Here is a 19,259-nt window from a genome sequence, read left to right on the forward strand (position 1 = left end):
AGGCCGGCGACGAAGCCGACCATCGACACCAGCCACGGGGACTCGTGATGACGCTTGATGAACTCGGCCGGGGACGCCAGGTTGTTCTCCTCGGCCGCGAAGTCGAGATCGTTGCCTTCCGGGCGCTGGTGTCCCTTACGGAATCGGGCCCCGGTTTCGCGGGTGTACGGATCGTCGTACCAGACCGGCACCTCGATGATGCGGGTCTGGAGGGTGTGCTGCGACATCTGCGCCACCTCGGCCTCCACGCCACGGACTGCTTCCTCAAGGGCATCGGGTGGGAGGTCGTCGGGGTCGAACCGGATCAGCAATGACGCGTTGGCCGGGCAGATGTCGGTGATCCCGGAAAGATTCAGGGATCCGAGCGCCGCTGCCATTGCGTTGGCCTTGAAGTTGGCGGCGAGGCTCATTCCTTCGGCGATTTCGACGAACAGGAACTCGTCTCCTCCCCAGGTGTAGCGCGCCGCGTCCAGGTGCAGGGCTGTGTCGCTCATGCACTCGCTCCTAACAGGTCAGGTGTTGTTTCGATGAACTTCGAGTGGTGTTCGACGGCGCCCACTTCGCTCCGGGCGAGGACCGCCTTTAGCAGTGGCAACGTTGTCTTCACTCCGTCGATGAGGACCTCGCTGAGCGCTCCGGCAGACCGCGCCATCGCCTGGTCCCTGCTGGAATCCCAGACGATGAGCTTGGCCAGCAGGGAGTCGTAGAACGGCGCCACTGCGGAACCGGCCACGACGCCGGAGTCGATGCGGACGCCTGGTCCTCCCGGCCACTGAAGCCGCTCGAGGGTGCCGGGGCTTGGCATGAAGCCGTTTTCGGGGTCCTCGGCATTGATGCGGAATTCAAAGGCATGGCCGCTGAAACTGATGTCCTCCTGCGTGAGGCGCAGTACGCCGTCGCGCGCCACCAGGATCTGCTCGCGGATCAGGTCCAGACCGGTGATCATCTCGGTGACAGGGTGTTCCACCTGCAGCCGGGTGTTCATCTCGATGAACGCGGCTTCCCGGGTATCCGGGTTGTAGAGGAATTCCACAGTGCCCAGCCCGCTGTAGCTGCACTGGCGACCGAGTTCGATGGATGACGCAAGGATGGTCGCCCTGACGTCGTCCGGCAGCCCCGGCGCAGGGGCTTCCTCAACGATTTTCTGCTGACGCCGCTGCAATGAGCAGTCCCTGTCGCCCAGATGGATGACCTGCCGGCCGTCGCCGATGATCTGGACCTCGACGTGCCTGGCGCGGTGGACAAACTGCTCCAGGTAGACCGAGGAGTCACCGAAGGCCGCCTGGGCTTCGGCCTGGGCGATCTCGACGGTGGAAAGGAGATCCTGTGCGGCTGTGACCAGACGGATGCCCCTGCCGCCGCCACCGGCCGCTGCCTTGACCACCAGGGGGTAGCCGACGTCGTCGGCGATCCCCAGGATGTCGCTGTCGGGGGTGAGCGCGCCGTCGCTGCCGCGCAGGGTGGGGACACCTGCCGCTGTGGCTGCCTGCCGGGCGCGGGACTTGTCGCCCATCAGCTCAATGGCGTCGGCGGCGGGGCCGATCCAGGTCAGCCCGCGGTCGGCCACGGCTTTCGCGAACCCGGCGTTCTCGGAGAGGAAACCGTAGCCGGGGTGCAGCGAGTCGCACCCGGTGGCCTGGGCCGCCTCAAGGACCGCCGCAGAGTTGAGGTAGCTTTTCCCCGCCGGTGCCGGGCCGATGACGTGGACCTCGTCGGCGAGCTGCGCCGCGTAGGAGCCTTCATCGGGTTCACTGGCCGCCAGAACCGTCCGGACGCCCAGCTCACGGGCCGCGCGGATGATGCGCACGGCGATCTCGCCCCGGTTCGCGACCAGCAGCTTGTCCACGGTCATTCTTCGGTCACCGTCGCAATGACGTCGCCGGGGTTGACGGTGCCCGAATCCTCGATGGCGAAGCTTTCGAGGATCCCTGAGACGTCGCTGCGCACCTCGGAGAACTGCTTCATGATTTCGACGACGCCCACCGTCTGGCCTGCCTCGATCCGGTCGCCTTCGGTGGCGTAGGGCTCCTTGTCGGGGCCGGGCCTGCGGTAGAAAATGCCAGGAAGCGGAGAAATGATGTCGGTCATGGGTGGCCTTTCGAAGCTCGTGCGGGTTCGGGGGCGGGCTAGTGGGAACGGTTGAGTTATCGGGACGGATGACTGGGGATTACTGGGACAGGGCATCTCGCACGGCGGCGGCCACCTGGGGTGAGTTGGGTGCGTCCGAGTGGACGCAGATGCTCTGGAATTCGACCCGCAGTTCGGTGCCATCCGAGGCCGCGACGACGCCGTCGGCCACGGCGCGACGGACTCGCTCTGCGGCCTTGGCGGGGTCGGTGGGTTCGGGCCGGCGTTGGATGAGCAGCTGGCCTTCCGGCCCGTAGTTGAGGTCCACATACAGTTCGCTGACAAACTGCACACCCATCTGGTCGCAGACGGACTGGTGTTCAGTCCCGGCCAGGCCGTAGAAGGGCACGTCGTAGAGGGCGGCTACCTTGGCGGCGGCGGTCATCAGGGAGCGGTCCCTGGACAACATGCCGTACAGCGATCCGTGGGGTTTGATGTGGTTCAGTGTGGCGCCGGAGGCTGTGAGGAAGGAGCAGAGGGCCCCAACCTGGTACATCATGATGTTTTCAACCTCGTCGGCGGTGAGCTTCATCTCACGCCGGCCAAAGCCCACGAGGTCCGGCAGCCCTGGATGGGCGCCGATGCCGAGTCCGCGCGCGGCGGCAGCGGTGACGGTGGCCGCCATGGTGTCGGGGTCTCCCGCATGTAATCCACAGGCCACGTTGATGACGTCAACAGTGTCCATCAACGCGAGATCGTTGCCAAAGGAATGCAGGCCCAGGGACTCGCCCATGTCCGAGTTCAGGGTGGGGGTTGGCTTGGCAGTGGCGGGGGTCACAGCTGGCGAAGTCATGCGCTTCACCCTAGTAGCCATTGCCTAGGCGGATATAGTGGTCTTCTGCCCTCGGATAATCGGGTTCGATGGGCAACTGCACAGGTGGGTCTTGATGATTATTGCGGATCTGCTGTCCGAAGACACCCTGCAGCTGCGGCTGCACACCCCCAGCTCCGGGGAGCGGTTGGCGCGGGAGATCAGCTGGTGTGCCCCGGCGGAAACCATTGATCCCACGCCGTTCCTGAGCCGGAACGTCCTCCTCCTGACCAACGGGATCGGCCTGAACATCGAGGATGACCGCACCTGGTCGGCCTACGTGGAGCGGCTGGTACGCGTGCAGGTCGCTGCCATTGCCTTTGGGACCGGATCCGCTCACCGCCTGATCCCGCCGGGGCTGGTGCGTGCAGCCTCTGCCCATGATCTGCCGCTGCTGGAGATCCCCCGGTCGGTGCCGTTCCTGCAGGTGCATCGCCATGTCACCAATGTGCTGCAATCGGAACGCTTTACGGCGATCACCCGTTCCTGGGAGCTGGCCCAGACGTGCGCCGGCCTTGCTTCATCCGGTGCACGTCTGTCGGTCATCCTCGAGGCTGCCGCAGCGGCGGTCAAGGGCGAGCTGGCAATTGTGGACGCGGCCGGCGCCGTGATTGCCCGGTCACCAGAGCACTCCGCCTGGAGCCAAGAGGACCTGGAGTGGGCAGCATCGGAAGGAATGGATGTCACGGTGCCGCTGCCGATGGGTACCGGCGATTCGTTCCAGCTGGTGGTGCGCGACGCTGAGGTGGACCATCCCATCTCCACCCTCCTGGCGCCGGTCGCGTCGATCATTGCCGTGCAGCTGCACACGGCGCTGCTGACAACCACGACCAAGCAGCCCGAACTGGAAACCCTGCTGGATCAGGTGTCGGACTGGAACGGTGTTGCCCTGGAGCAGTTCGCCGAGACGCTGCGGTCTACCGGGCTCCGCAGCACTGAAGCCACAGTGGTCATTGCCGCCCGGACGGGACACGGCACCCTGTCGGATGCCTGGAAGACGCGGCTCATGCTGCAGTCAGCGTTCGACGTCGTCCGCGTCCAGGTGCGCAGCGGAATACTTTTCGCGTTCGCCCAGCAGCCACGTACCGGTAGCGATGCCCTGATAGATGCTCCCGAGTCGTTGTTCCAGTGGTTCGCCGAGGAGATGCCGGACCGGGCCGTGGTGCTGAAGGGGCCCTGCGCCAGCAGTGACGAGTTGCGGCTCGGCGTCCATCAGGCCCAGGAACTGCTGTCGACAGTGGTCCGGCCAACTATCGCACCGGAGCTGGGTATCAGCGCACTCATCGCTTCCACCGCAACACACGGGGCGCGGGCCGGGGCGCGAAAGCTGCTGGCACCGGTGATTGACTATGATTCCACCCATGCGCTGGGTCTGCTCGACACTCTGGAATGCTATTTGGCCCACGACGCGCAGCCCTCCCGGGCCGCGGCCAGCCTCTACATCCACCGGAACACCCTCAGCCAGCGGATCAGCAAGCTGGAAGGGCTGCTGAGGTTGTCTCTCGGGACTTTGGACGGCCAGGCTACTTGCCTGATGGCGCTGCGGATCCTTAAGAGCTGACCTCCAGCGACGCACGGGGACCGCAGGCTGCACTGATGACTGTTGACCGCCCAAGTGTTTGCCCTTGACACCCCGCCAGTGCTCACGGTGGACCCAGGGGATACCGAGCGGGTCCGTTCCCTGATGCGTGGGGCTGTCTGGGACGCCGAAGCTTGGAGACATGCTGGCCGTCACCTTCAACGCCCTGACCCCCGACGAAAGGCGGAGAGCAAAGGGGGTGCTCCTGGTGGAATGGAGGGCGCTGGTGGAGAAAGTCTATTCTGGGGGAGTCACCGAAGTACACGTGAAAGGCAGTGCCATGATCTTCATTGTCGTCAAATTCAAGATCAAGCCCGACTGGTCCGACCGCTGGCTGGACCTCACCCGCGAATTCACTGAGGCCACCCGCAACGAACCAGGCAACCTCTGGTTCGACTGGTCCCGCAGCGTGGAGAATCCACATGAGTTTGTGCTGGTCGAGGCATTCACAGACGACGCCGCGGGTGACCACGTAAACAGTGACCATTTCACCAAGGCCATGCAGGATATGCCTCAGGCTCTGGTGGATACCCCTGAGATCATCAGCGAGAAGGTCTCCGCCGACGGCTGGGGCCGCATGGGTGAACTGACGGTCGACTGACCCTCCGCCTCGCCGGCCGTCTTCTGAGCGGGATCCGCGTCCCCGGGCTTGGCATCAGCGCTCTGATCGCTTCCATGTGACGCACAGCCCTCCCCGGCCGCGGCAAGCCTCTCCATCCACCGGAACACCCTGAACCAGTGGATCAGCAAGCTCGAAGGGCTGCTGAGGTTATCCCTTTCCACCCTGGACGGGCAGGCCACCTGCCTGATGGCGCTGCGGATACTCAAGAGCTGACACCGCACGCCAGCCGGGACCGTAGGCTAAGCGGATGGCTGTTCACCACCTTGAGCCCGGCCCGGACACCACCACCCAGGTGTTCTCCCGCGACACCCCGCCGGTGCTCTCGGTCAGCCCCGGTGATACCGTGCGGGTCCGCTCCCTCGATGCGTGGGGCCATCTGGAACGGCGAACCGTTCCTGGCGAAGACAGGCCGCAGCTCTTCGCCGACCGATTGGGGCACTGCCTCACCGGCCCCATCGCCGTGGCGGGCGCGAAGCCAGGGGACATGCGGGCCGTCACCTTCAATGCCCTGACGCCCGACGCGTGGGTTTCACCAACGCGGGCCGTAAGGACGATGCGTTCACGCGCCTGCTCGACGTCGACGGCGGGAACCCGCAGTGGTTGCTCTGGGAGGTGGACGCGCAGCAGGGAACGGCGATCAACCAACTGGGACAGATCGTCAGGACAAACCCGTTCCTTGGCGTCGTCGGCGTTCCACCCGATCGTCCGGACGGGTTCGCCACCACCCCGCCGCGGGCGGACGGCGGCGGCAACATTGACTGCCGTGAACTGACCGCCGGCTCCGTGCTGTTCCTGCCGGTTACCGTGCCCGACGCGCTGCTGTGTGTTGGCGACGGACACGCGGCGCAGGGCGACGGCGAGGTGGGCGGCACCGCGATCGAGTGCGGCATGACCACGGAAACGAAACCTGGGGCGTGCAAGCGGTGCTGCCGAGCGATGCCGTGCAGGTGTCGCCGCCCACCTGATCCGATCCCTCGGGCTTAGCCGACAAAAATACCAAGTATGCTGAGGAATAGTTTGACTGCTGCTTCGGCTGCCCGACGAAAGGGGTCCCGTCATGAAACAACCAGAGCCTCGCGGCCCGGTCAGTTCGCTGCTGCTGGAAACCCTGAGCGGACCGGAGCAGCGTACCTCAGGGTCCCGCGAACTGATCGCGGCCGTCGACGAAGCAGTCGCGGCTACCCCTGATCTCGCCTTCGACGAGGACCTCCAGCTGACCCTTTTCTGCCTGTTCGAGCTGCATTACGGCGGCATCGACGGTGTGGACGACAGCTGGGAATGGCACCCCGACCTGATCTCCGAACGACGCCGGCTGGAACAGGCGTACGAATCGCAGCTCCGGTCCGCCGTGTCCCTGCCCGCACTGCCGGCTCCCACCAGCGCCGGTGTCGCTGCTGGCCTCTTCCAACTCACCGGGGACGACGGCGGTCCCAGCATGTCCCGGTATGTGGCCAAGACGGCGTCCGAGGAGCAGGTCAGGGAATTCCTGATCCAGAAATCCATCTATACCCTCAAGGAAGCGGACCCGCATACGTGGGCCATTCCCCGCCTCACCGGCCGGGCGAAGGCCGCAATGGTGGAGATCCAGGCCGATGAGTACGGCGGGGGAGTGCCGGAGAGGATGCACTCGGCTTTATTCGCCCAGTCCATGAGGGGCGCCGGGCTCGACGACGGCTACGGCAACTACCTCGACGCGGTACCCGCCATCACCCTTGCGTCCTCGAACCTGATGTCAATGTTTGGGCTCAACCGTCGGCTCCGCGGCGCAATCGTGGGGCACCTGGCCTCCTACGAGATGACTTCCTCGCAGGCTAACCGGCTCTATGCCAGGGGATTCCGGCGGCTCGGCTACGACGATGCCACAGCAGCCTACTTCGACGAGCACGTTGAGGCCGACGCGGTCCATGAGCAGATTGCAGGCAGGGACCTGGCGGGCGGGCTGGTCGAAGCCGAGCCGGCACTGCTGGAGGACGTATTTTTCGGCGCCGCGGCCGCAATGACCGTTGACACCTGGATGACCGAACACATTCTTGGCGCGTGGACCGCCGGCAGCTCGTCGTTGCGTACGTCGTCGACGGTGTCCGCATGAGCGCCACTCAGAGGGACGCGTATGACGACGACGGCTCACCGGACAGTGGAGCTTCGCCGTCCCGTCCGCTGTCCGGTCCGCGGCAGACCATTGTTGCCTTCCCCGATGGCCCGCTGCTGGTCCGCGGCGATTTCGACATTGTCGATCCGGACGGCAAGCCGTTGCGCCGCAGCCGCAAGACGGTTGCCCTGTGCCGGTGCGGGGCATCGGTGCTGAAACCCTACTGCGACGGCAGCCACAAGCTGATCGGCTTCAAGACCGAGCCCGAGAGCTAGTTTCGCTCGTGCAGTTGCAGCTCCAGGATGAAGTGGTTCTCGACGTCGGCAACCAGGCGGAACGCCTTCACGCCCGCCTTGGTGAAGCCGTGCTTTTCTTAGAACCGTACGGCTCGGTGATTCTCGTCGTTGGTCCCCAGCCAGATCGCCTTCGCCCCGGTTTGCGCGGGCAGCGCTCTCGGTCGCCGGCTCAACGTCTCGGTTCCACTGCTGCTGGCCGGTGTTACACCCATCAACTGCTCGGGTGAGCCCGGCTGATTAGGCTCCCCCCGGCACCGTCCGGCGGGCGCGCAGCACTGAGTCCTTGATGGTGACGGCGCCGCCCTCGCGGTCTTTGGCAGCCCGCGGACGGGTCTGCGCGGCGACGATCTCCCACTCTGTGCCGAGTGACCCGGCGATGTCCTCCGCGGTGTAGAACAGGTCGGGATGGTGCGGGCGGTGCGCACCCGACTCCATGTCCGAGGGGTCGTGGGCCACCACCAGCAGGGTTCCACCGGGCGCCACCGCCGCGATGATATTCCTGAACAGGGCGGCGCGCGGTTCGGGCGGCAGTTGCATGAACTGCGCCGAGACCAGGTCGAAGGACGACGACGGCGGGGCCCACGTTGTCAGGTCCGCCCGCTTCCATTCGATCGTCTGGCCGCGGGCATGGGCCTGGGCCCGTTGCAGGGCAACCGCGGATATGTCGACGGCGGTGACCGTCCACCCGCGCTGCGCCAGCCAGATGGCGTCGGCGCCTTCACCGGCACCGACGTCGAGGGAACGGCCAGGCGGCAGATCGGCTGCCTCGGTAACCAGCTGGGGGTTGGGGTTGCCGCTCCAAATGGCGGGTTGCTCACTGTAACGGCTGTCCCAAAAGGCCTGGTCAAACTCTGCAGTCATGGCTGTGCCACCTCTAATCCGTGCCGCCTGTTGCCCAATACCCTCTCAGTATTGCGTGCTTCCGACTCGGCCGAGAAGGGGTCACGGAGGGCTAAAGCCTGGGTCAGCTCCTCATCGATGAGGTCCATATTGATCGCGGCACCTGCCATTGATCCCGCTGCAGCGGAGGCAAGCACCTGGGCCATGGGATTGGTGACGTTACCCGCGGCCCAGATCCCGGGAACCTCCGTGGCGCCACTGTTGTTGACCTCCAGATGGTTCCCAAGCCCGGAGGGGTGGTCCACGGCTTCCAGGCCCAGGGCCGCGAAGGCTTCGACGCGCGCTGCGAAGCGCGGCATGACCACCAGGGCCTGGACGCGGATTACTCTCCCGCCGTCCAACTGCACTCCGGTGAGCGAATCGTCCTCCACCATCAGCGATTCCACGGTTCCGTCAACCACCGTGACGCCCCTGGCCGCGAGCTTCTCCCACTCCTCATCCGTGGGCTCGAGGGAGTCGTTGAGGAACAGGGTGACGCTGCTGCTCCACTGCGGAAACAGCATTGCCAAGTGCATGGACATGGGGCCGGAGGCGAGGATGCCGATGTGTTGGTCGCGGACTTCCCAGCCGTGGCAGTACGGGCAGTGCAGCACATCGCGTCCCCAGCGCTCGCGGACACCGGGCACGTCCGGAAGTTTGTCGGTCAGGCCGGTGGCGATGAGCAGCCTGCTGCCGGTGATTGCCTGTCCGTCCTCCAGCGTGACGGTAAAGCCACCGCGGTCGCGATGAGCCGAGCCCACCCGGCCCGCGATGATCCGGCCGCCGTAGGTTTCGACTTCCGTGCGGCCCACGGCCACCAGATCGGCTGGCGGCATGCCGTCGCGGGTGAGGAAGGAGTGCACGGCGGCCGCCGGCGCATTGCGTGGTTCGCCGCCGTCAATCACGGCGACCGAACGGCGTGAGCGTCCCAGCATCAGCCCGGCACTCAGGCCGGCGGACCCGCCGCCGACAATGACGACGTCGTACTTTTCTGTTGACTTGTTCATGCTTTCCATCCTGATCCCAGCAGCAAAAACTGGCAAGTATTGTTGCTGAAGTGGCAAACTGGAACGATGGATGAAGCACTTGATGACGCATTGGCTGCTGTGGGGCCGCGGCTCCGGGAACTTCGGTTGCGACGTGATACAACGCTGGCCGCGTTGTCCGAGGCCACCGGAATCTCGGTGAGCACACTGTCGCGGCTGGAATCAGGGCAGCGCCGACCCAACCTGGAGCTGCTGTTACCGCTGGCGAAGGCGCATCAGGTTCCGCTCGATGAGCTGGTTGGTGCGCCGACCACCGGGGATCCGCGCGTGCACCTGCGCCCGATTGTCCATCATGGAATGACGGTGATCCCGTTGACCCGCAGACCCGGCGGAATCCAGGCCTACAAACACATTCTTGACGCGGGGGCTAAGGGGGAGCCGGATCAGAAAGTGCATGAGGGCTATGAATGGCTGTACGTGCTCAACGGCAACCTGAGGCTGGTGCTGGGTGATAAGGATCTGGTGCTGCCGGCAGGGGAGGCTGCGGAGTTCGATACGCGCGTGCCGCACTGGTTTGGCCCGGCGGACGGCGATGGCGTGGAGTTCCTCAGTCTGTTCGGCCGGCAGGGGGAGCGGATGCATCTGCGGGCCAAGAGCACATAAGCCACGGTTGCTCCGACGTCCGGCCCGTTTCACCGTGCGTTCACCTCCGGTTGGCACAAAGGATGTCCCCGTAAGGAAGCATCATCGTGAAGGGAACCACCAACCTCACAATGAAGGGACCTCTTCCATGGCATTCAGCCTCACACAATCCATCACCGGCACGGTCGCGATGACCGTTGTTGGCCTGGGCCTGATAATCGCACCGGCCGCAGTCGCGGCACCCGCGCCGGAGGATCAGCCGATTCTCATTGGTCACCGCGGCGCTGCCGGTACCGCACCGGAGAACACCGTCGCCGCGTTCAAGGATGGCAGGGCATCGGGGGCCGATTTCTTCGAAATCGATGTACAGCTCAGCTCCGATGGCGTGCCGTTCCTGTTTCATGACAACACCCCCGCCCGCACCACCAACGTGGAGGAGGTGTTCCCCGGACGCGAAGATGATCCCATCACGTCCTTCACCTGGGACGAACTGCAGCAGCTGGACGCAGGCTCCTACTTCGACGATCGCTATACCGGGGAGCCCATCCCGCACCTGGACGACGCCGCCGCCATCGCCACGGCCAGGACCGGCGTGTACATCGAGATTAAATCGCCGGTGAACTCCCCCGGTATTGAGCAGGTGGTCGCCGATGAGCTGCGCACCGACAAGAAGTGGCAGAAGCTGGTAGCCGCAGACAAGATCCAGGTCCTCGGCTTCGATGAGGCGTCCAACCGCCGCTTCGCCGCCATTGCGCCGGAAATCGAACTGCAGCAGCTCTCCGGCACGGTGCCGGGACCGGCAGTGCTGGAATCGTGGACGGAGTTTGCCGATTCGGTGGGCACCAACTACCGCGTGCTGACCGAGCAGAACGTCAGCGACGTTAAATCTGCTGGGCTGGTGCTCGGCGTCTACACGGTGAACTCTCCGGAGGCGGTCCAGGCTTCCCTGGATCTCGGTGTTGACGCGGTCACCACCGACTTTCCCATCCAGAATGCCCGCTACCTCGCGGACCAGCCGGTGTTCCCGGGCAGCGGTGTGGAGATTGTGGACTCGATCAACAATCCCGCTGGTGACGATGTGCAGGCCGAGACCGGCGAACACGTTCTCCTGCGTAACACCAGCAACCACAGCATCGACCTGAGCGGCGCCATCATCCGCGATGCAGCGAACAACGTTCTGAACATCGGGGACGGGTACGTGCTTGCGCCGGAGGCTGAACTGCGTGTCTACACCGGCCCGGGCACAGACACCGAAAGTGCCTACTACAACGGCGGCACCGCCTCGTTGCTGAACAACGGCGGCGAGTCAGTTGCGCTGTGGACCGCACAGGACAGGCTGTTGGACGTCTTCGCGAACTAAGTTCTCAATCAAGCGAACGACGACGACGGCGCCCGGCACCAGGAATGGTCGCCGGGCGCTGTCGTGGCTGGACGATCGGACAGGATCCGCTCACGTCCGGTTCTTCCCCAGTAGCTGCAGATCCTCCGCGAGCTGCTCCAGGCTGCGTCCAAGTTCCTTCGCGCGAACAGCCAGCGTCAGGGCGGTACTGTCCTGGGCTCCGACTGTGCCATGGTCCGGCAGCGTGCGGTCCGTCGGCGGCTTCATTGGTGCGGAATTGCCGTCATTGACCACGTCGATATCGAAGACCACCTGATCCGCGTGGTGCCAGGTGGTGAACGCCTCGACTGTACGTCCGGTGGCGTCCACACTGGTTCCTTCAAGGAGCAGCACAGGTGAGTGGGCCTCCATCCGCAGCAGCGCCAGCAGGTCCGCGTCCGCTGGAGCTGCCCTGATTTGGCGGCGGCCGGCGGTAATGTCGATACCGAATTTTTCCCGCAGGACCGCGTGGAGCGATGCGTTGCGCAGGTCTTCCGCCGTCAACCCCCTGCACAGGGGAAGCGGAAGCCAGGTATGAATCAGCGCAATGGGGGAGCCGTCAACTGATCTCAACCGTTTGAGTGCCAACACCTCGGTGGTGCCGAGCACCGCCGCCGATCCGTGCGCTGCTTCAACGGAAAATGCCAGGATCTCGGTTTCGACACTGACTCCGGTCTCCGCGATCTGCGTCGACAAGCCCGGTATGCGCTGGATCAGGCGATGGTGCTCGCGGCGAGGGGCAACCGTGCTTCCTCTGCCCCGTCCACGGTCGATGAGCCCTTCGGCGGCCAGGGCGCCAAGGGCCTGGCGCACCACCGAGCGGGAGACGCCAAACTGATCCTGTAACTGGGCTTCGCTGGGCAGCGGCGTACCGGGAGGCATCGAGTGGTTGACAATCTGCGCCCGCAGGTGGCTCCTCAACTGCAGGTGTAGTGGGATGGCGCTGGAAGGGTTAACGGGACGCTCGTCGCCAGCTGCGGAGTTCATGTGGACCAATTATTCAGCACGTTAGCCCGTGGCAGTGCCTTAGCTCTGGCGTGCGGTCCGCCAGACGTGGTCCCAGCCCGGCGCCAGAGCGGCTGCACGCTCAAGGGAGAGAACCAGGCTCGCTTCGCGCGCAATGCCCTTGCCTGCGATGTCGAACGCGGTTCCGTGATCCACGGATACGCGGACCACCGGAAGGCCAACGGTGATGTTGACGCCGTCGTCGCCATAGACCGCCTTGAACGGTGCATGACCCTGATCGTGGTAGCAGACAATGACCATGTTCCACTTGCCCTTGACGGCGGCTGGGATCAGTGCGTCGGCGGGGAGGGGGCCTTGCACATTGATGCCGTTTACGCGGGCCTTCTCCACGGCCGGTGCGAGAATGTCGGCGTCCTCATTGCCGAAAAGACGGTTCTCGCCCGCATGTGGGTTCAGACCGGCAAGCCCAATGGGCTCGTCAGGGTTGCCGAGCGCCTTGGTGAAGGCACTCACCAGCTCGATGACGTTTCCGGTCCGCTCCGGAGTGATGTCCTCTATGGCCTGCCGCAGGGAGACGTGCGTGGTGAGGTGGAAAAAGTACAGTTCTCCGGCGGAAAGCACCAGGCTGAAGTTGTCCACGCCGAACTCGTGGGCCAGTAGCTCGGTGTGGCCGGGCCATTTGTGCCCGCCTGCGTGCATGGCGGCCTTGTTCAGGGGTGCCGTGACAATTCCGTCCACTTCGCCTTCGCGCGCAAGTCTGCACGCTTCCACCACAAAGCGGTAGGAGCCGTCGCCTGCGTCGGCGCTCAGCTCTCCGACCGGTACATGGGCCAGCGAGGGACCTGTTTGTAGCAGCTCAATGGTTCCCGGCTCATTGGTGGCTTCCGAGACGGAGGTGATGACCCGTACTTTTCCGGGATCGCCACCTACGTTCGAGACGCCGCGCCGCATAGCGGCCTCGTCGCCGATAACGATCGGGCGGGATATCAATCTCAGCTCGTCGTGACCAAGCAGGGACTTGGCGGTGATCTCCGGCCCGATGCCTGCAACGTCTCCAAGGGTGAGGGCGAGTGTGGGGATGGTCATGGGCGTGCCTCCGTTGGAAGTTGGGTTTGGGTTTGCACTGCACTAATGATTTCCACGAGCGATTCCGGATGGCCGAATCCGCCTGCCTTGGTCACCACGGATACTCCGTTAGCGCGGCCACCGCGGATGACCCCCTGTGGCACACCTTCCCGTAGTGCACCGTGCACCAGGATTGAGGTTGCGTCACAGGCCCTGAGCACCGCGCGGGCGCCATCTCCGCCAACCAGGACGAGGTGGGAAATAGTTGACCGGTCCATGATCGCCGTGGCCAGCCCGGCGAGGCGGTTTGCTATCTCCGCTCCGGCGCGCGCGCCGGAGCTTCCGAGCGCGGAATGGACGGGCGACAGGAGCAGGAGCGCCTGAGGCAGTTCGCCCCATTGATTGAGCGTGTGCTCAAGCCACTGAGCCGCTGAGACAACATCGGTCAGGTCCTGCATGGTTGGCTGGAGTGCGGCCAGGCTCACGGCCGGCAACGCACTGACCAGCCTGTTCGACTGCTCTCTGGCAACGTCGTGAAGTGAGCTGACCACCACAAGGGTGCGGCCGCTCGGTGCGGCGGTGTTGGTTGCCGTTCTGGGCGAAACTCCGACACTGGCACCCCATCGACGGGCCAGTGCACCGGCCAGCCCGGCCGAGCCCACAGGTACCGCTCGCTGGCCGACGTCGTTCAGTACCTCCGCGAGCACCTCAAGGTTGGTGTCGGTGGAGGCGTCCACCACCACGGTTCCATTGCCAATCTGCGCTGCCGCGATCAGCTCAGCTGTGCGCCGCCCAGGCTGGATGGTAGACAGGTCGATGGATGAGGACCCTTGAAGCAGGTCCTGCATCCGGCTGGTCAGCACGGGTGTGACTGGATCCCGGCCCGCGGCCGAGGACTCCACCGGCGCACCGTTCACCAACAGTCGCCCAGCTTCCACGGTGCGGCCCATCGCCGGATAAGCCGGGCACACAACGGCAAATGATCCGGGGTAGCGAAGAGTCCACGCGCTCAGCGCTCCCCCGATCTGGTTGGCCACGCTGCCACGCATGGTGGAGTCGATCTTGACGTACAGGCGGTCGGTGCCATCGGCAATAAGGCGCACGACGGCGTCGCTGGTGTGTGTGCGCGCTGCCTCAGCGCCCAGCGACCGGGCATCCGTCACAGCGGCTACAGCGGTTGGACCGCTGACGGGCTCCAGCGCGTGTCCGCCCAAACTGAGGCGGGATACCCATCCCGCCTCAGCGAACTGCACAAGCGTGTCGTTTGCCCCGGTCAGGTCATCGGCAGCAATGCCAATGACAGCTGAGGAGGCGATCGGTGTGCGCATGAATGGTTAACCCTCCGGCCGGGGCAACGGTCCGTCGTCGTGCCGGGCGTCGGTTCTTCTGCCCGAGAGTGGCGTAGCCTCTGCGTTGAGCGGGATATCCTCATCTCCGCTGGTGAGGCCACCCTGTCGCTTGAGCACCCAGGTGGCAAGCAATGGCGCAAAGATTGCTGTGACCAGGACAGCAGATGCTACCTGTGCTGTGGCGACCTCCACGAAGGGAGCGAAGGTGGGGTCTGCCGCGGCAACCACTGCAGGAGTGGCGATGGAGTTACCGGCGGTGGTTGCCGACGCAATTCCAATACCGGACTTATTTCCGCGGCGCAGCACAAAACGGTAGCCGAAGTAGACAAGGGCGCCTGTGATCAGGGTTGCGGCGATACCCACGAAGATGCCGCCAAGACCACCAGTGACTACGTTTCCGAGATTGATGCCGGTGCCTAGCGCAAAGGCGAAGAAGGGGATCACGATGTTTGGAACGGGTCGCATGATTTCGGTCCAGCGGCGGTCCAGGTTGCCCACGATGAAGCCCAGAGCCAAGGGGATGACCGCGGCGAGCAAGGCAAGGAACGGAATGTTGCCCAGGCCTGAGACGCCGAGGAACAACAGGGTAAAGAAGGGCCCGTCGTTGATGGCTGATGCCATGTAGGCGCCGCGGTCGCGGTTGTCCCCGTAGCGGCCGGTGAATGCGAGCCACAGGCCACCGTTGCTGTTATCGAATGAGGCCAGGAGGGCAAGGATGGAGATCCCGAGGATGCCTTCGACGCCAACTATCAACCCGAGTCCGGCGACCAGCGCAGCAGGAATGACGGTCTTGAAGAGCAGTACCACGCCGGTGGTTGCGAGAACCGGACCGGAGGTTTTGGCCGTGATCTGCATACCGGTGGCGAAAATCAGCACGGCAATAAGCGGGAGTGCGGCGTCTTTAAAGAGTGCGGTGGTGAAGCTGCCCATTTCCAGGAAGCCGGGGAAGAAGGTTCCCACGATGGATCCGAGGATGAGTGGGATGAGCATCAAGCCCCCGGGAATGCGGTTCATGCCGTCAAACAAGGGGACTCGGGAGGTGGGGCGTGATTCGGCGGCCATGGCGAATCTTCTCTCTAGTGGTGGGGAGGTTGGTATGGGGAGATCATCACTTGTACGTACAAGATGTACCTACAATATGGTTTCAATGTGACGCAGCGCAACTATTACTGACAATCTCTTGCGGAAATCTTTGGACCAGCAGGCGGATCCACACCGCGGCACCGCCTGCTGGGCGGCGCACGAGGCGACAGTAAACGCTCCAACGACGTTTGCCTGCCCTGAGCCGAATGCACCAGCAACGGCGGTGGCCAGGAGGAACGGCCTGAGCCGGCGCGGGAGCGGTGCCCTTGTGGGCTTGTTCGATTTCACAGCAACGGACGGCAACCGCCGCGGGAGTACGCGGATCAGCGCGGGCACAAGAAGCACGGCCAGGAACGCAGTGAGGGCGAAGGTCCATTGCCAGCCGACAGTGAGCGCAAAAATCGGCACCGAAAGGCCAGCCGTCAGGGTGGCGGCGGGAATGGCGGCCTGCTTGATTCCGAAGGAGAAAGCGCGGTTGCGGGATCCCACCTGGTCGACAATCAGACCGTGCGAGAGCGGATGGCTGAGCGCATTGGCGGCCCCGGCAATACCCAGCCAGAGAATCAGCCACGTCCAGTGCGGAGTGAGGGTGGCTATTCCCAGCATCGCCGTGAATCCGAGGCCCACGGTGAGGAGCATGCCGCGCCGCATGCCGAGCCCGGCCGCGACGTAGCCGGCCGGCGTCGAAAGGAGTGCCGACACTGCCCAGAAGGAGGCGACGGCGACACCCAGCGCGGAGGCCGTCATGCCGAGATCCTGTTCCAGCTGAACGGCCAGGCCACCCACCAGGAACGCAGGCAGAACGGCCACCACCGTGGTCAGCGCCGCCATGGCTGTGGCGCGCCGGCCGGGGTGGCGCGCGGACCCGTCGATTTGCTGCATGGATGCTTGCCTCACAGAACGAGTTTAGGCTCGTGATGCGTCGTTGCCCATCTTCTGAAACCGCATCGTGGGTCGATTCCCATATTGTGATTTCAATGCGACAAGCAAATCAAACAACACCCTCAAATGTTTCGGTTGGTACCTACCAACTGCCAGCGCGCTGATGTGCAGCGCTATTGGGGGAGATCGCGTTGGGCTGTAGGGTCAAATTGCGAGTGGTCTTCGTCCGAAGCCTTGGGGCAACGGCCGCACCTTGATCAAGGAGCATCATGACAGCGAACATCGATCGGGCAACGCGCTACCACCATGTGGTGATTATCGGCGGAGGGAACGCAGGTATCTCCCTTGCTGCAAGGCTGCGGCGCTACGGTGTGAATAACATCGCGGTGGTGGAGCCGAGCGAACGCCACCTGTATCAGCCGCTGTTTTCGCATATTGCCGGTGGCACCGCTGAGCCGGAGGAGGCTGTGCGGCCGCAGTCCTCGGTGATCCCGCGCGGCGTCACCTGGATCAAGGACAGTGTGGTGGAGGTGCAGCCATTGTCCAACACTGTTCTTCTCCAGTCCGGTGGCCGGGTGGGATACGGGCAGGTGGTGGTGTGCCCGGGCATCCAGAAAAACTGGGATGCCGTTCCCGGGCTGCGCGAGGCAATGGACTCGCCCTTCGGCGTATCGAATTACGAGTTCGAGTTCGCGGCAAAAGCATGGACCCTGTTCCGGAGCCTGCGGAAAGGCACAGTGGTCTTCACCATGCCGTCCGGTCCCATCACATGTGGCGGGGCGTCGCAGAAGCCGATGTATCTGGCGTGTGACTACTGGCGGGAGCAAGGTGTCCTTGACAACATCAGGGTGGTGCTGGTTGTGCCTACCCCCACTGTTTTTGGATCGGACGTGGTTGATCAGGAGTTGAACCGCAAAATCGCGGAGTACGGGATCGAACTGCGGTGCAGCAGCGAGCTCACGGAAGTGGACGCAGCGGCACGCACCGTCCTGATACGCGACACCCTCACCGATTCAAGTGAACAGCTGACCTACGATGTTCTGCACGCCGCACCGCCGCAATCGGCGCCCGATTGGCTGAAAACCCTTTCCGACGAAGCGGATTCCGGAGGTTTTGTAGCCGTGGACCCACTCAGCCTGCGGCATGTTCGGTTCCCAACCGTGTGGTCGCTGGGGGACGCGGCCGGTACCCGGAACTCGAAGTCCGGCGCCGCACTGCGCAAACAGACGATGGTGCTCGCAAAGAACCTGCGGTCAGTGATCAAGGGGCAGCAGCCCAAAGCTCGGTACGACGGCTACTCTGCGTGCCCGTTCACGGTGTCCCGCTCAACCGTGGTCTTCGCCGAGTTTGACGACCGCTACCGGCCCAAGCCCACCATCCCAGGCTGGAAAGGCCTGGCCAAGGAGAAACGCTTGACCTGGCTGATCGAGCGGTACGGGTTTCCCCGCCTCTACTGGCACTTCATTCTGAAGGGCCGCGCCTAACCGGATCTGCAACAGCCCGTTCCAGCACGAAGTCGGTTTCGATGCCGCTGCCTAGCCGGAAGGTTTTTGCGCCTACTTTTGCAAAACCGTGCTTCTTATAGAAGCGCACGGCGCGGGCGTTTTGATCATTGGTGCCAAGCCAGATGCCGTGGGCGCCAGAAAGCCTGGCTGCCTCAAGGCTGGCTTCCATGAGGGACGACGCCGCACCCTGCCCATGATGCGAAGGATGCACATAGAACTTGCTCAGTTCAATGGTGGGGAACAGGGAGATCGCCGAACGGACCTGCTCGTCACCCGGAAGCCCCTTGATGAGGAGGCTGTACGCGAGGAGGTGACCATCGCCGCGCAGGCACAGGAGGGTTTTATTCGGATCAGTCAGATGCTCGGCAAACTTTGCTGCGGTGAGTTCAGTTGCCAGATACTGCTCAATATCTTCCGGCCGTGAGGTCGGTGGGCACGCGAGCGGGAAAGTGAGTGCGGCGAGGACGGCGAGCTGGTCGGCGTCGCCGGGCGCGCCCTGAGTGATGCGAATTGTCACGCCAGTCAGCCTAACCCCAGTTGGTCGGTGCGCCGGTTGGGGGCAGCGAAGTTCCCGTCAGATCCTCGGCGACGGACCAGAGCGAGGCGGCGAGATCCTTGCCCCGTGCAGTCCGCGGCACCTTGACCTGTGTGGTGGGACCGGTGAGGCCCATGCGGTCCGGCCCATAATAGGCGCCTTGGCGCGCTTCGGGATCCACCGCGGCATACAGCAGGGGTTCGGTGCCCTGCTCCACGTCCTGAAACGGAATCAGGGTGCGTTCAGTGCTGAAGATGTTGGCACGGGGTTTCTCCCGGCCGAGATTGGCGCCCGTGGTCTGAAGATTGGTGCGGGTAAAGCCGGGGTGGGCGATGGTGCTGAGGAGATTCCAGCCGCGCTGGTCGGCGATCGTCGCCAGGTATTGCCCGGCGAGGAGATTGGCCAGCTTTGACTGGGAGTAGGCGCGGAATGGCCGGTAGCCGCGGGTGAACTGCAGGTCCTCGA

The 19,259-nt window shown here is 64.3% G+C and carries 20 protein-coding genes and 1 pseudogene; 8 read left to right on the top strand and 13 right to left on the bottom strand.

Annotated elements, in window-relative coordinates; translation table 11 throughout:
* The 4 genes from Y708_RS30860 to pxpA all read right to left on the bottom strand — a co-directional run.
* The coding region (locus Y708_RS30860; protein WP_035775438.1) for a 5-oxoprolinase subunit B family protein at positions 1 to 494 on the bottom strand (494 nt) is incomplete at its 3' end.
* The gene (locus Y708_RS0105870) at positions 491 to 1,852 is read right to left on the bottom strand and encodes an acetyl-CoA carboxylase biotin carboxylase subunit (protein WP_253905701.1); all 1,362 of its coding nucleotides are present in this window, start codon (positions 1,850 to 1,852) and stop codon (positions 491 to 493) included. The genes Y708_RS0105870 and Y708_RS30860, both read right to left, overlap by 4 nt.
* Positions 1,849 to 2,088: an acetyl-CoA carboxylase gene (locus tag Y708_RS0105875; protein WP_028279209.1), complete on the bottom strand. Its 240-nt coding sequence runs from the start codon at positions 2,086 to 2,088 to the stop codon at positions 1,849 to 1,851. The genes Y708_RS0105870 and Y708_RS0105875 overlap by 4 nt, the downstream gene beginning before the upstream one ends.
* A gap of 79 nt (positions 2,089 to 2,167) precedes the next feature.
* On the bottom strand, positions 2,168 to 2,920 hold the full coding sequence (gene pxpA, locus Y708_RS0105880) for a 5-oxoprolinase subunit PxpA (RefSeq protein WP_051478666.1): 753 nt from the start codon (positions 2,918 to 2,920) through the stop codon (positions 2,168 to 2,170).
* 94 nt (positions 2,921 to 3,014) lie between these two features.
* Between pxpA and Y708_RS0105885 the strand changes: the two genes are divergently transcribed.
* The 5 genes from Y708_RS0105885 (at position 3,015) to Y708_RS23195 (ending at position 7,503) form a co-directional block, all read left to right on the top strand.
* Complete coding sequence (locus Y708_RS0105885; protein WP_028279211.1) at positions 3,015 to 4,499, top strand: PucR family transcriptional regulator; 1,485 nt, start codon at positions 3,015 to 3,017, stop codon at positions 4,497 to 4,499.
* A gap of 298 nt (positions 4,500 to 4,797) precedes the next feature.
* Positions 4,798 to 5,118: a putative quinol monooxygenase gene (locus Y708_RS0105890; protein ID WP_028279212.1), complete on the top strand. Its 321-nt coding sequence runs from the start codon at positions 4,798 to 4,800 to the stop codon at positions 5,116 to 5,118.
* 543 nt (positions 5,119 to 5,661) lie between these two features.
* Complete coding sequence (locus Y708_RS27365; protein WP_051478668.1) at positions 5,662 to 6,123, top strand: acetamidase/formamidase family protein; 462 nt, start codon at positions 5,662 to 5,664, stop codon at positions 6,121 to 6,123.
* 73 nt (positions 6,124 to 6,196) lie between these two features.
* Positions 6,197 to 7,228, top strand: coding sequence for an iron-containing redox enzyme family protein (locus Y708_RS0105900; RefSeq protein ID WP_028279213.1), 1,032 nt, complete (start codon positions 6,197 to 6,199; stop codon positions 7,226 to 7,228).
* Positions 7,225 to 7,503 (top strand): CDGSH iron-sulfur domain-containing protein, encoded by a 279-nt coding sequence (locus Y708_RS23195; RefSeq protein ID WP_028279214.1) that lies wholly within the window; start codon positions 7,225 to 7,227, stop codon positions 7,501 to 7,503. The genes Y708_RS0105900 and Y708_RS23195 overlap by 4 nt, the downstream gene beginning before the upstream one ends.
* Before the next feature lie 258 nt (positions 7,504 to 7,761).
* Here the strand turns inward: Y708_RS23195 and Y708_RS0105910 are convergent, their stop codons facing one another.
* Positions 7,762 to 8,385, bottom strand: coding sequence for a class I SAM-dependent methyltransferase (locus Y708_RS0105910; protein ID WP_051478670.1), 624 nt, complete (start codon positions 8,383 to 8,385; stop codon positions 7,762 to 7,764).
* Positions 8,382 to 9,410, bottom strand: a complete 1,029-nt coding sequence (locus tag Y708_RS0105915; RefSeq protein ID WP_253905702.1) for an NAD(P)/FAD-dependent oxidoreductase — start codon at positions 9,408 to 9,410, stop codon at positions 8,382 to 8,384. The genes Y708_RS0105910 and Y708_RS0105915 overlap by 4 nt, the downstream gene beginning before the upstream one ends.
* Positions 9,411 to 9,476: 66 nt before the next feature.
* Here Y708_RS0105915 and Y708_RS0105920 point away from each other — a divergent pair, with 66 nt between their 5' ends.
* Both Y708_RS0105920 and Y708_RS0105925 read left to right on the top strand, forming a co-directional pair.
* Positions 9,477 to 10,052 (top strand): helix-turn-helix domain-containing protein, encoded by a 576-nt coding sequence (locus tag Y708_RS0105920; protein WP_028279217.1) that lies wholly within the window; start codon positions 9,477 to 9,479, stop codon positions 10,050 to 10,052.
* Positions 10,053 to 10,179: 127 nt separating this feature from the next.
* A complete protein-coding gene (locus Y708_RS0105925; protein WP_028279218.1) occupies positions 10,180 to 11,391 on the top strand; it encodes a glycerophosphodiester phosphodiesterase family protein in 1,212 nt (403 codons plus the stop codon).
* Positions 11,392 to 11,481: 90 nt separating this feature from the next.
* Here Y708_RS0105925 and Y708_RS23200 read toward each other — a convergent pair whose 3' ends face one another.
* The 5 genes from Y708_RS23200 to Y708_RS23210 form a co-directional block, all read right to left on the bottom strand.
* Positions 11,482 to 12,396, bottom strand: coding sequence for a GntR family transcriptional regulator (locus Y708_RS23200; RefSeq protein WP_081746508.1), 915 nt, complete (start codon positions 12,394 to 12,396; stop codon positions 11,482 to 11,484).
* 39 nt (positions 12,397 to 12,435) lie between these two features.
* A complete protein-coding gene (pdxA, locus tag Y708_RS0105935) occupies positions 12,436 to 13,461 on the bottom strand; it encodes a 4-hydroxythreonine-4-phosphate dehydrogenase PdxA (RefSeq protein ID WP_028279219.1) in 1,026 nt (341 codons plus the stop codon).
* The gene (locus Y708_RS0105940) at positions 13,458 to 14,768 is read right to left on the bottom strand and encodes a four-carbon acid sugar kinase family protein (RefSeq protein WP_028279220.1); all 1,311 of its coding nucleotides are present in this window, start codon (positions 14,766 to 14,768) and stop codon (positions 13,458 to 13,460) included. The genes pdxA and Y708_RS0105940 overlap by 4 nt, the downstream gene beginning before the upstream one ends.
* A 6-nt stretch (positions 14,769 to 14,774) precedes the next feature.
* On the bottom strand, positions 14,775 to 15,851 hold the full coding sequence (locus tag Y708_RS23205; RefSeq protein WP_081746510.1) for a 2-keto-3-deoxygluconate permease: 1,077 nt from the start codon (positions 15,849 to 15,851) through the stop codon (positions 14,775 to 14,777).
* 69 nt (positions 15,852 to 15,920) lie between these two features.
* Entirely contained in the window at positions 15,921 to 16,769 is an 849-nt protein-coding gene (locus Y708_RS23210; RefSeq protein ID WP_216699734.1) for an MFS transporter, read from the bottom strand.
* A gap of 254 nt (positions 16,770 to 17,023) precedes the next feature.
* Here Y708_RS23210 and Y708_RS0105955 point away from each other — a divergent pair, with 254 nt between their 5' ends.
* On the top strand, positions 17,024 to 18,238 hold the full coding sequence (locus tag Y708_RS0105955) for an NAD(P)/FAD-dependent oxidoreductase (protein WP_028279221.1): 1,215 nt from the start codon (positions 17,024 to 17,026) through the stop codon (positions 18,236 to 18,238).
* On the opposite strand, the gene Y708_RS0105960 is transcribed toward Y708_RS0105955, so the two are convergent.
* A complete protein-coding gene (locus Y708_RS0105960) occupies positions 18,216 to 18,776 on the bottom strand; it encodes a GNAT family N-acetyltransferase (protein WP_028279222.1) in 561 nt (186 codons plus the stop codon). The two genes, Y708_RS0105955 and Y708_RS0105960, sit on opposite strands and share 23 nt — an antisense overlap.
* A 10-nt stretch (positions 18,777 to 18,786) precedes the next feature.
* Positions 18,787 to 19,259: pseudogene (locus Y708_RS29650) on the bottom strand (short chain dehydrogenase); the annotation flags it as partial.

It is taken from the genome of Arthrobacter sp. H5, from assembly GCF_000520595.1.
In the GTDB taxonomy this organism is placed as follows: Bacteria; Actinomycetota; Actinomycetes; order Actinomycetales; family Micrococcaceae; genus Arthrobacter_D.

Coding starts and splice junctions, on each gene's coding strand:
- pdxA (WP_028279219.1), bottom strand. CDS start 13,461: ATGACCATCCCCACACTCGCCCTCACCCTTGGAGACGTTGCAGGCATC.
- pxpA (WP_051478666.1), bottom strand. CDS start 2,920: ATGACTTCGCCAGCTGTGACCCCCGCCACTGCCAAGCCAACCCCCACC.
- Y708_RS0105915 (WP_253905702.1), bottom strand. CDS start 9,410: ATGAACAAGTCAACAGAAAAGTACGACGTCGTCATTGTCGGCGGCGGG.
- Y708_RS0105900 (WP_028279213.1), top strand. CDS start 6,197: ATGAAACAACCAGAGCCTCGCGGCCCGGTCAGTTCGCTGCTGCTGGAA.
- Y708_RS0105890 (WP_028279212.1), top strand. CDS start 4,798: ATGATCTTCATTGTCGTCAAATTCAAGATCAAGCCCGACTGGTCCGAC.
- Y708_RS0105925 (WP_028279218.1), top strand. CDS start 10,180: ATGGCATTCAGCCTCACACAATCCATCACCGGCACGGTCGCGATGACC.
- Y708_RS23195 (WP_028279214.1), top strand. CDS start 7,225: ATGAGCGCCACTCAGAGGGACGCGTATGACGACGACGGCTCACCGGAC.
- Y708_RS23200 (WP_081746508.1), bottom strand. CDS start 12,396: ATGAACTCCGCAGCTGGCGACGAGCGTCCCGTTAACCCTTCCAGCGCC.
- Y708_RS0105920 (WP_028279217.1), top strand. CDS start 9,477: ATGGATGAAGCACTTGATGACGCATTGGCTGCTGTGGGGCCGCGGCTC.
- Y708_RS0105870 (WP_253905701.1), bottom strand. CDS start 1,852: ATGACCGTGGACAAGCTGCTGGTCGCGAACCGGGGCGAGATCGCCGTG.
- Y708_RS0105875 (WP_028279209.1), bottom strand. CDS start 2,088: ATGACCGACATCATTTCTCCGCTTCCTGGCATTTTCTACCGCAGGCCC.
- Y708_RS0105940 (WP_028279220.1), bottom strand. CDS start 14,768: ATGCGCACACCGATCGCCTCCTCAGCTGTCATTGGCATTGCTGCCGAT.
- Y708_RS23205 (WP_081746510.1), bottom strand. CDS start 15,851: ATGGCCGCCGAATCACGCCCCACCTCCCGAGTCCCCTTGTTTGACGGC.
- Y708_RS0105955 (WP_028279221.1), top strand. CDS start 17,024: ATGACAGCGAACATCGATCGGGCAACGCGCTACCACCATGTGGTGATT.
- Y708_RS0105910 (WP_051478670.1), bottom strand. CDS start 8,385: ATGACTGCAGAGTTTGACCAGGCCTTTTGGGACAGCCGTTACAGTGAG.
- Y708_RS0105885 (WP_028279211.1), top strand. CDS start 3,015: ATGATTATTGCGGATCTGCTGTCCGAAGACACCCTGCAGCTGCGGCTG.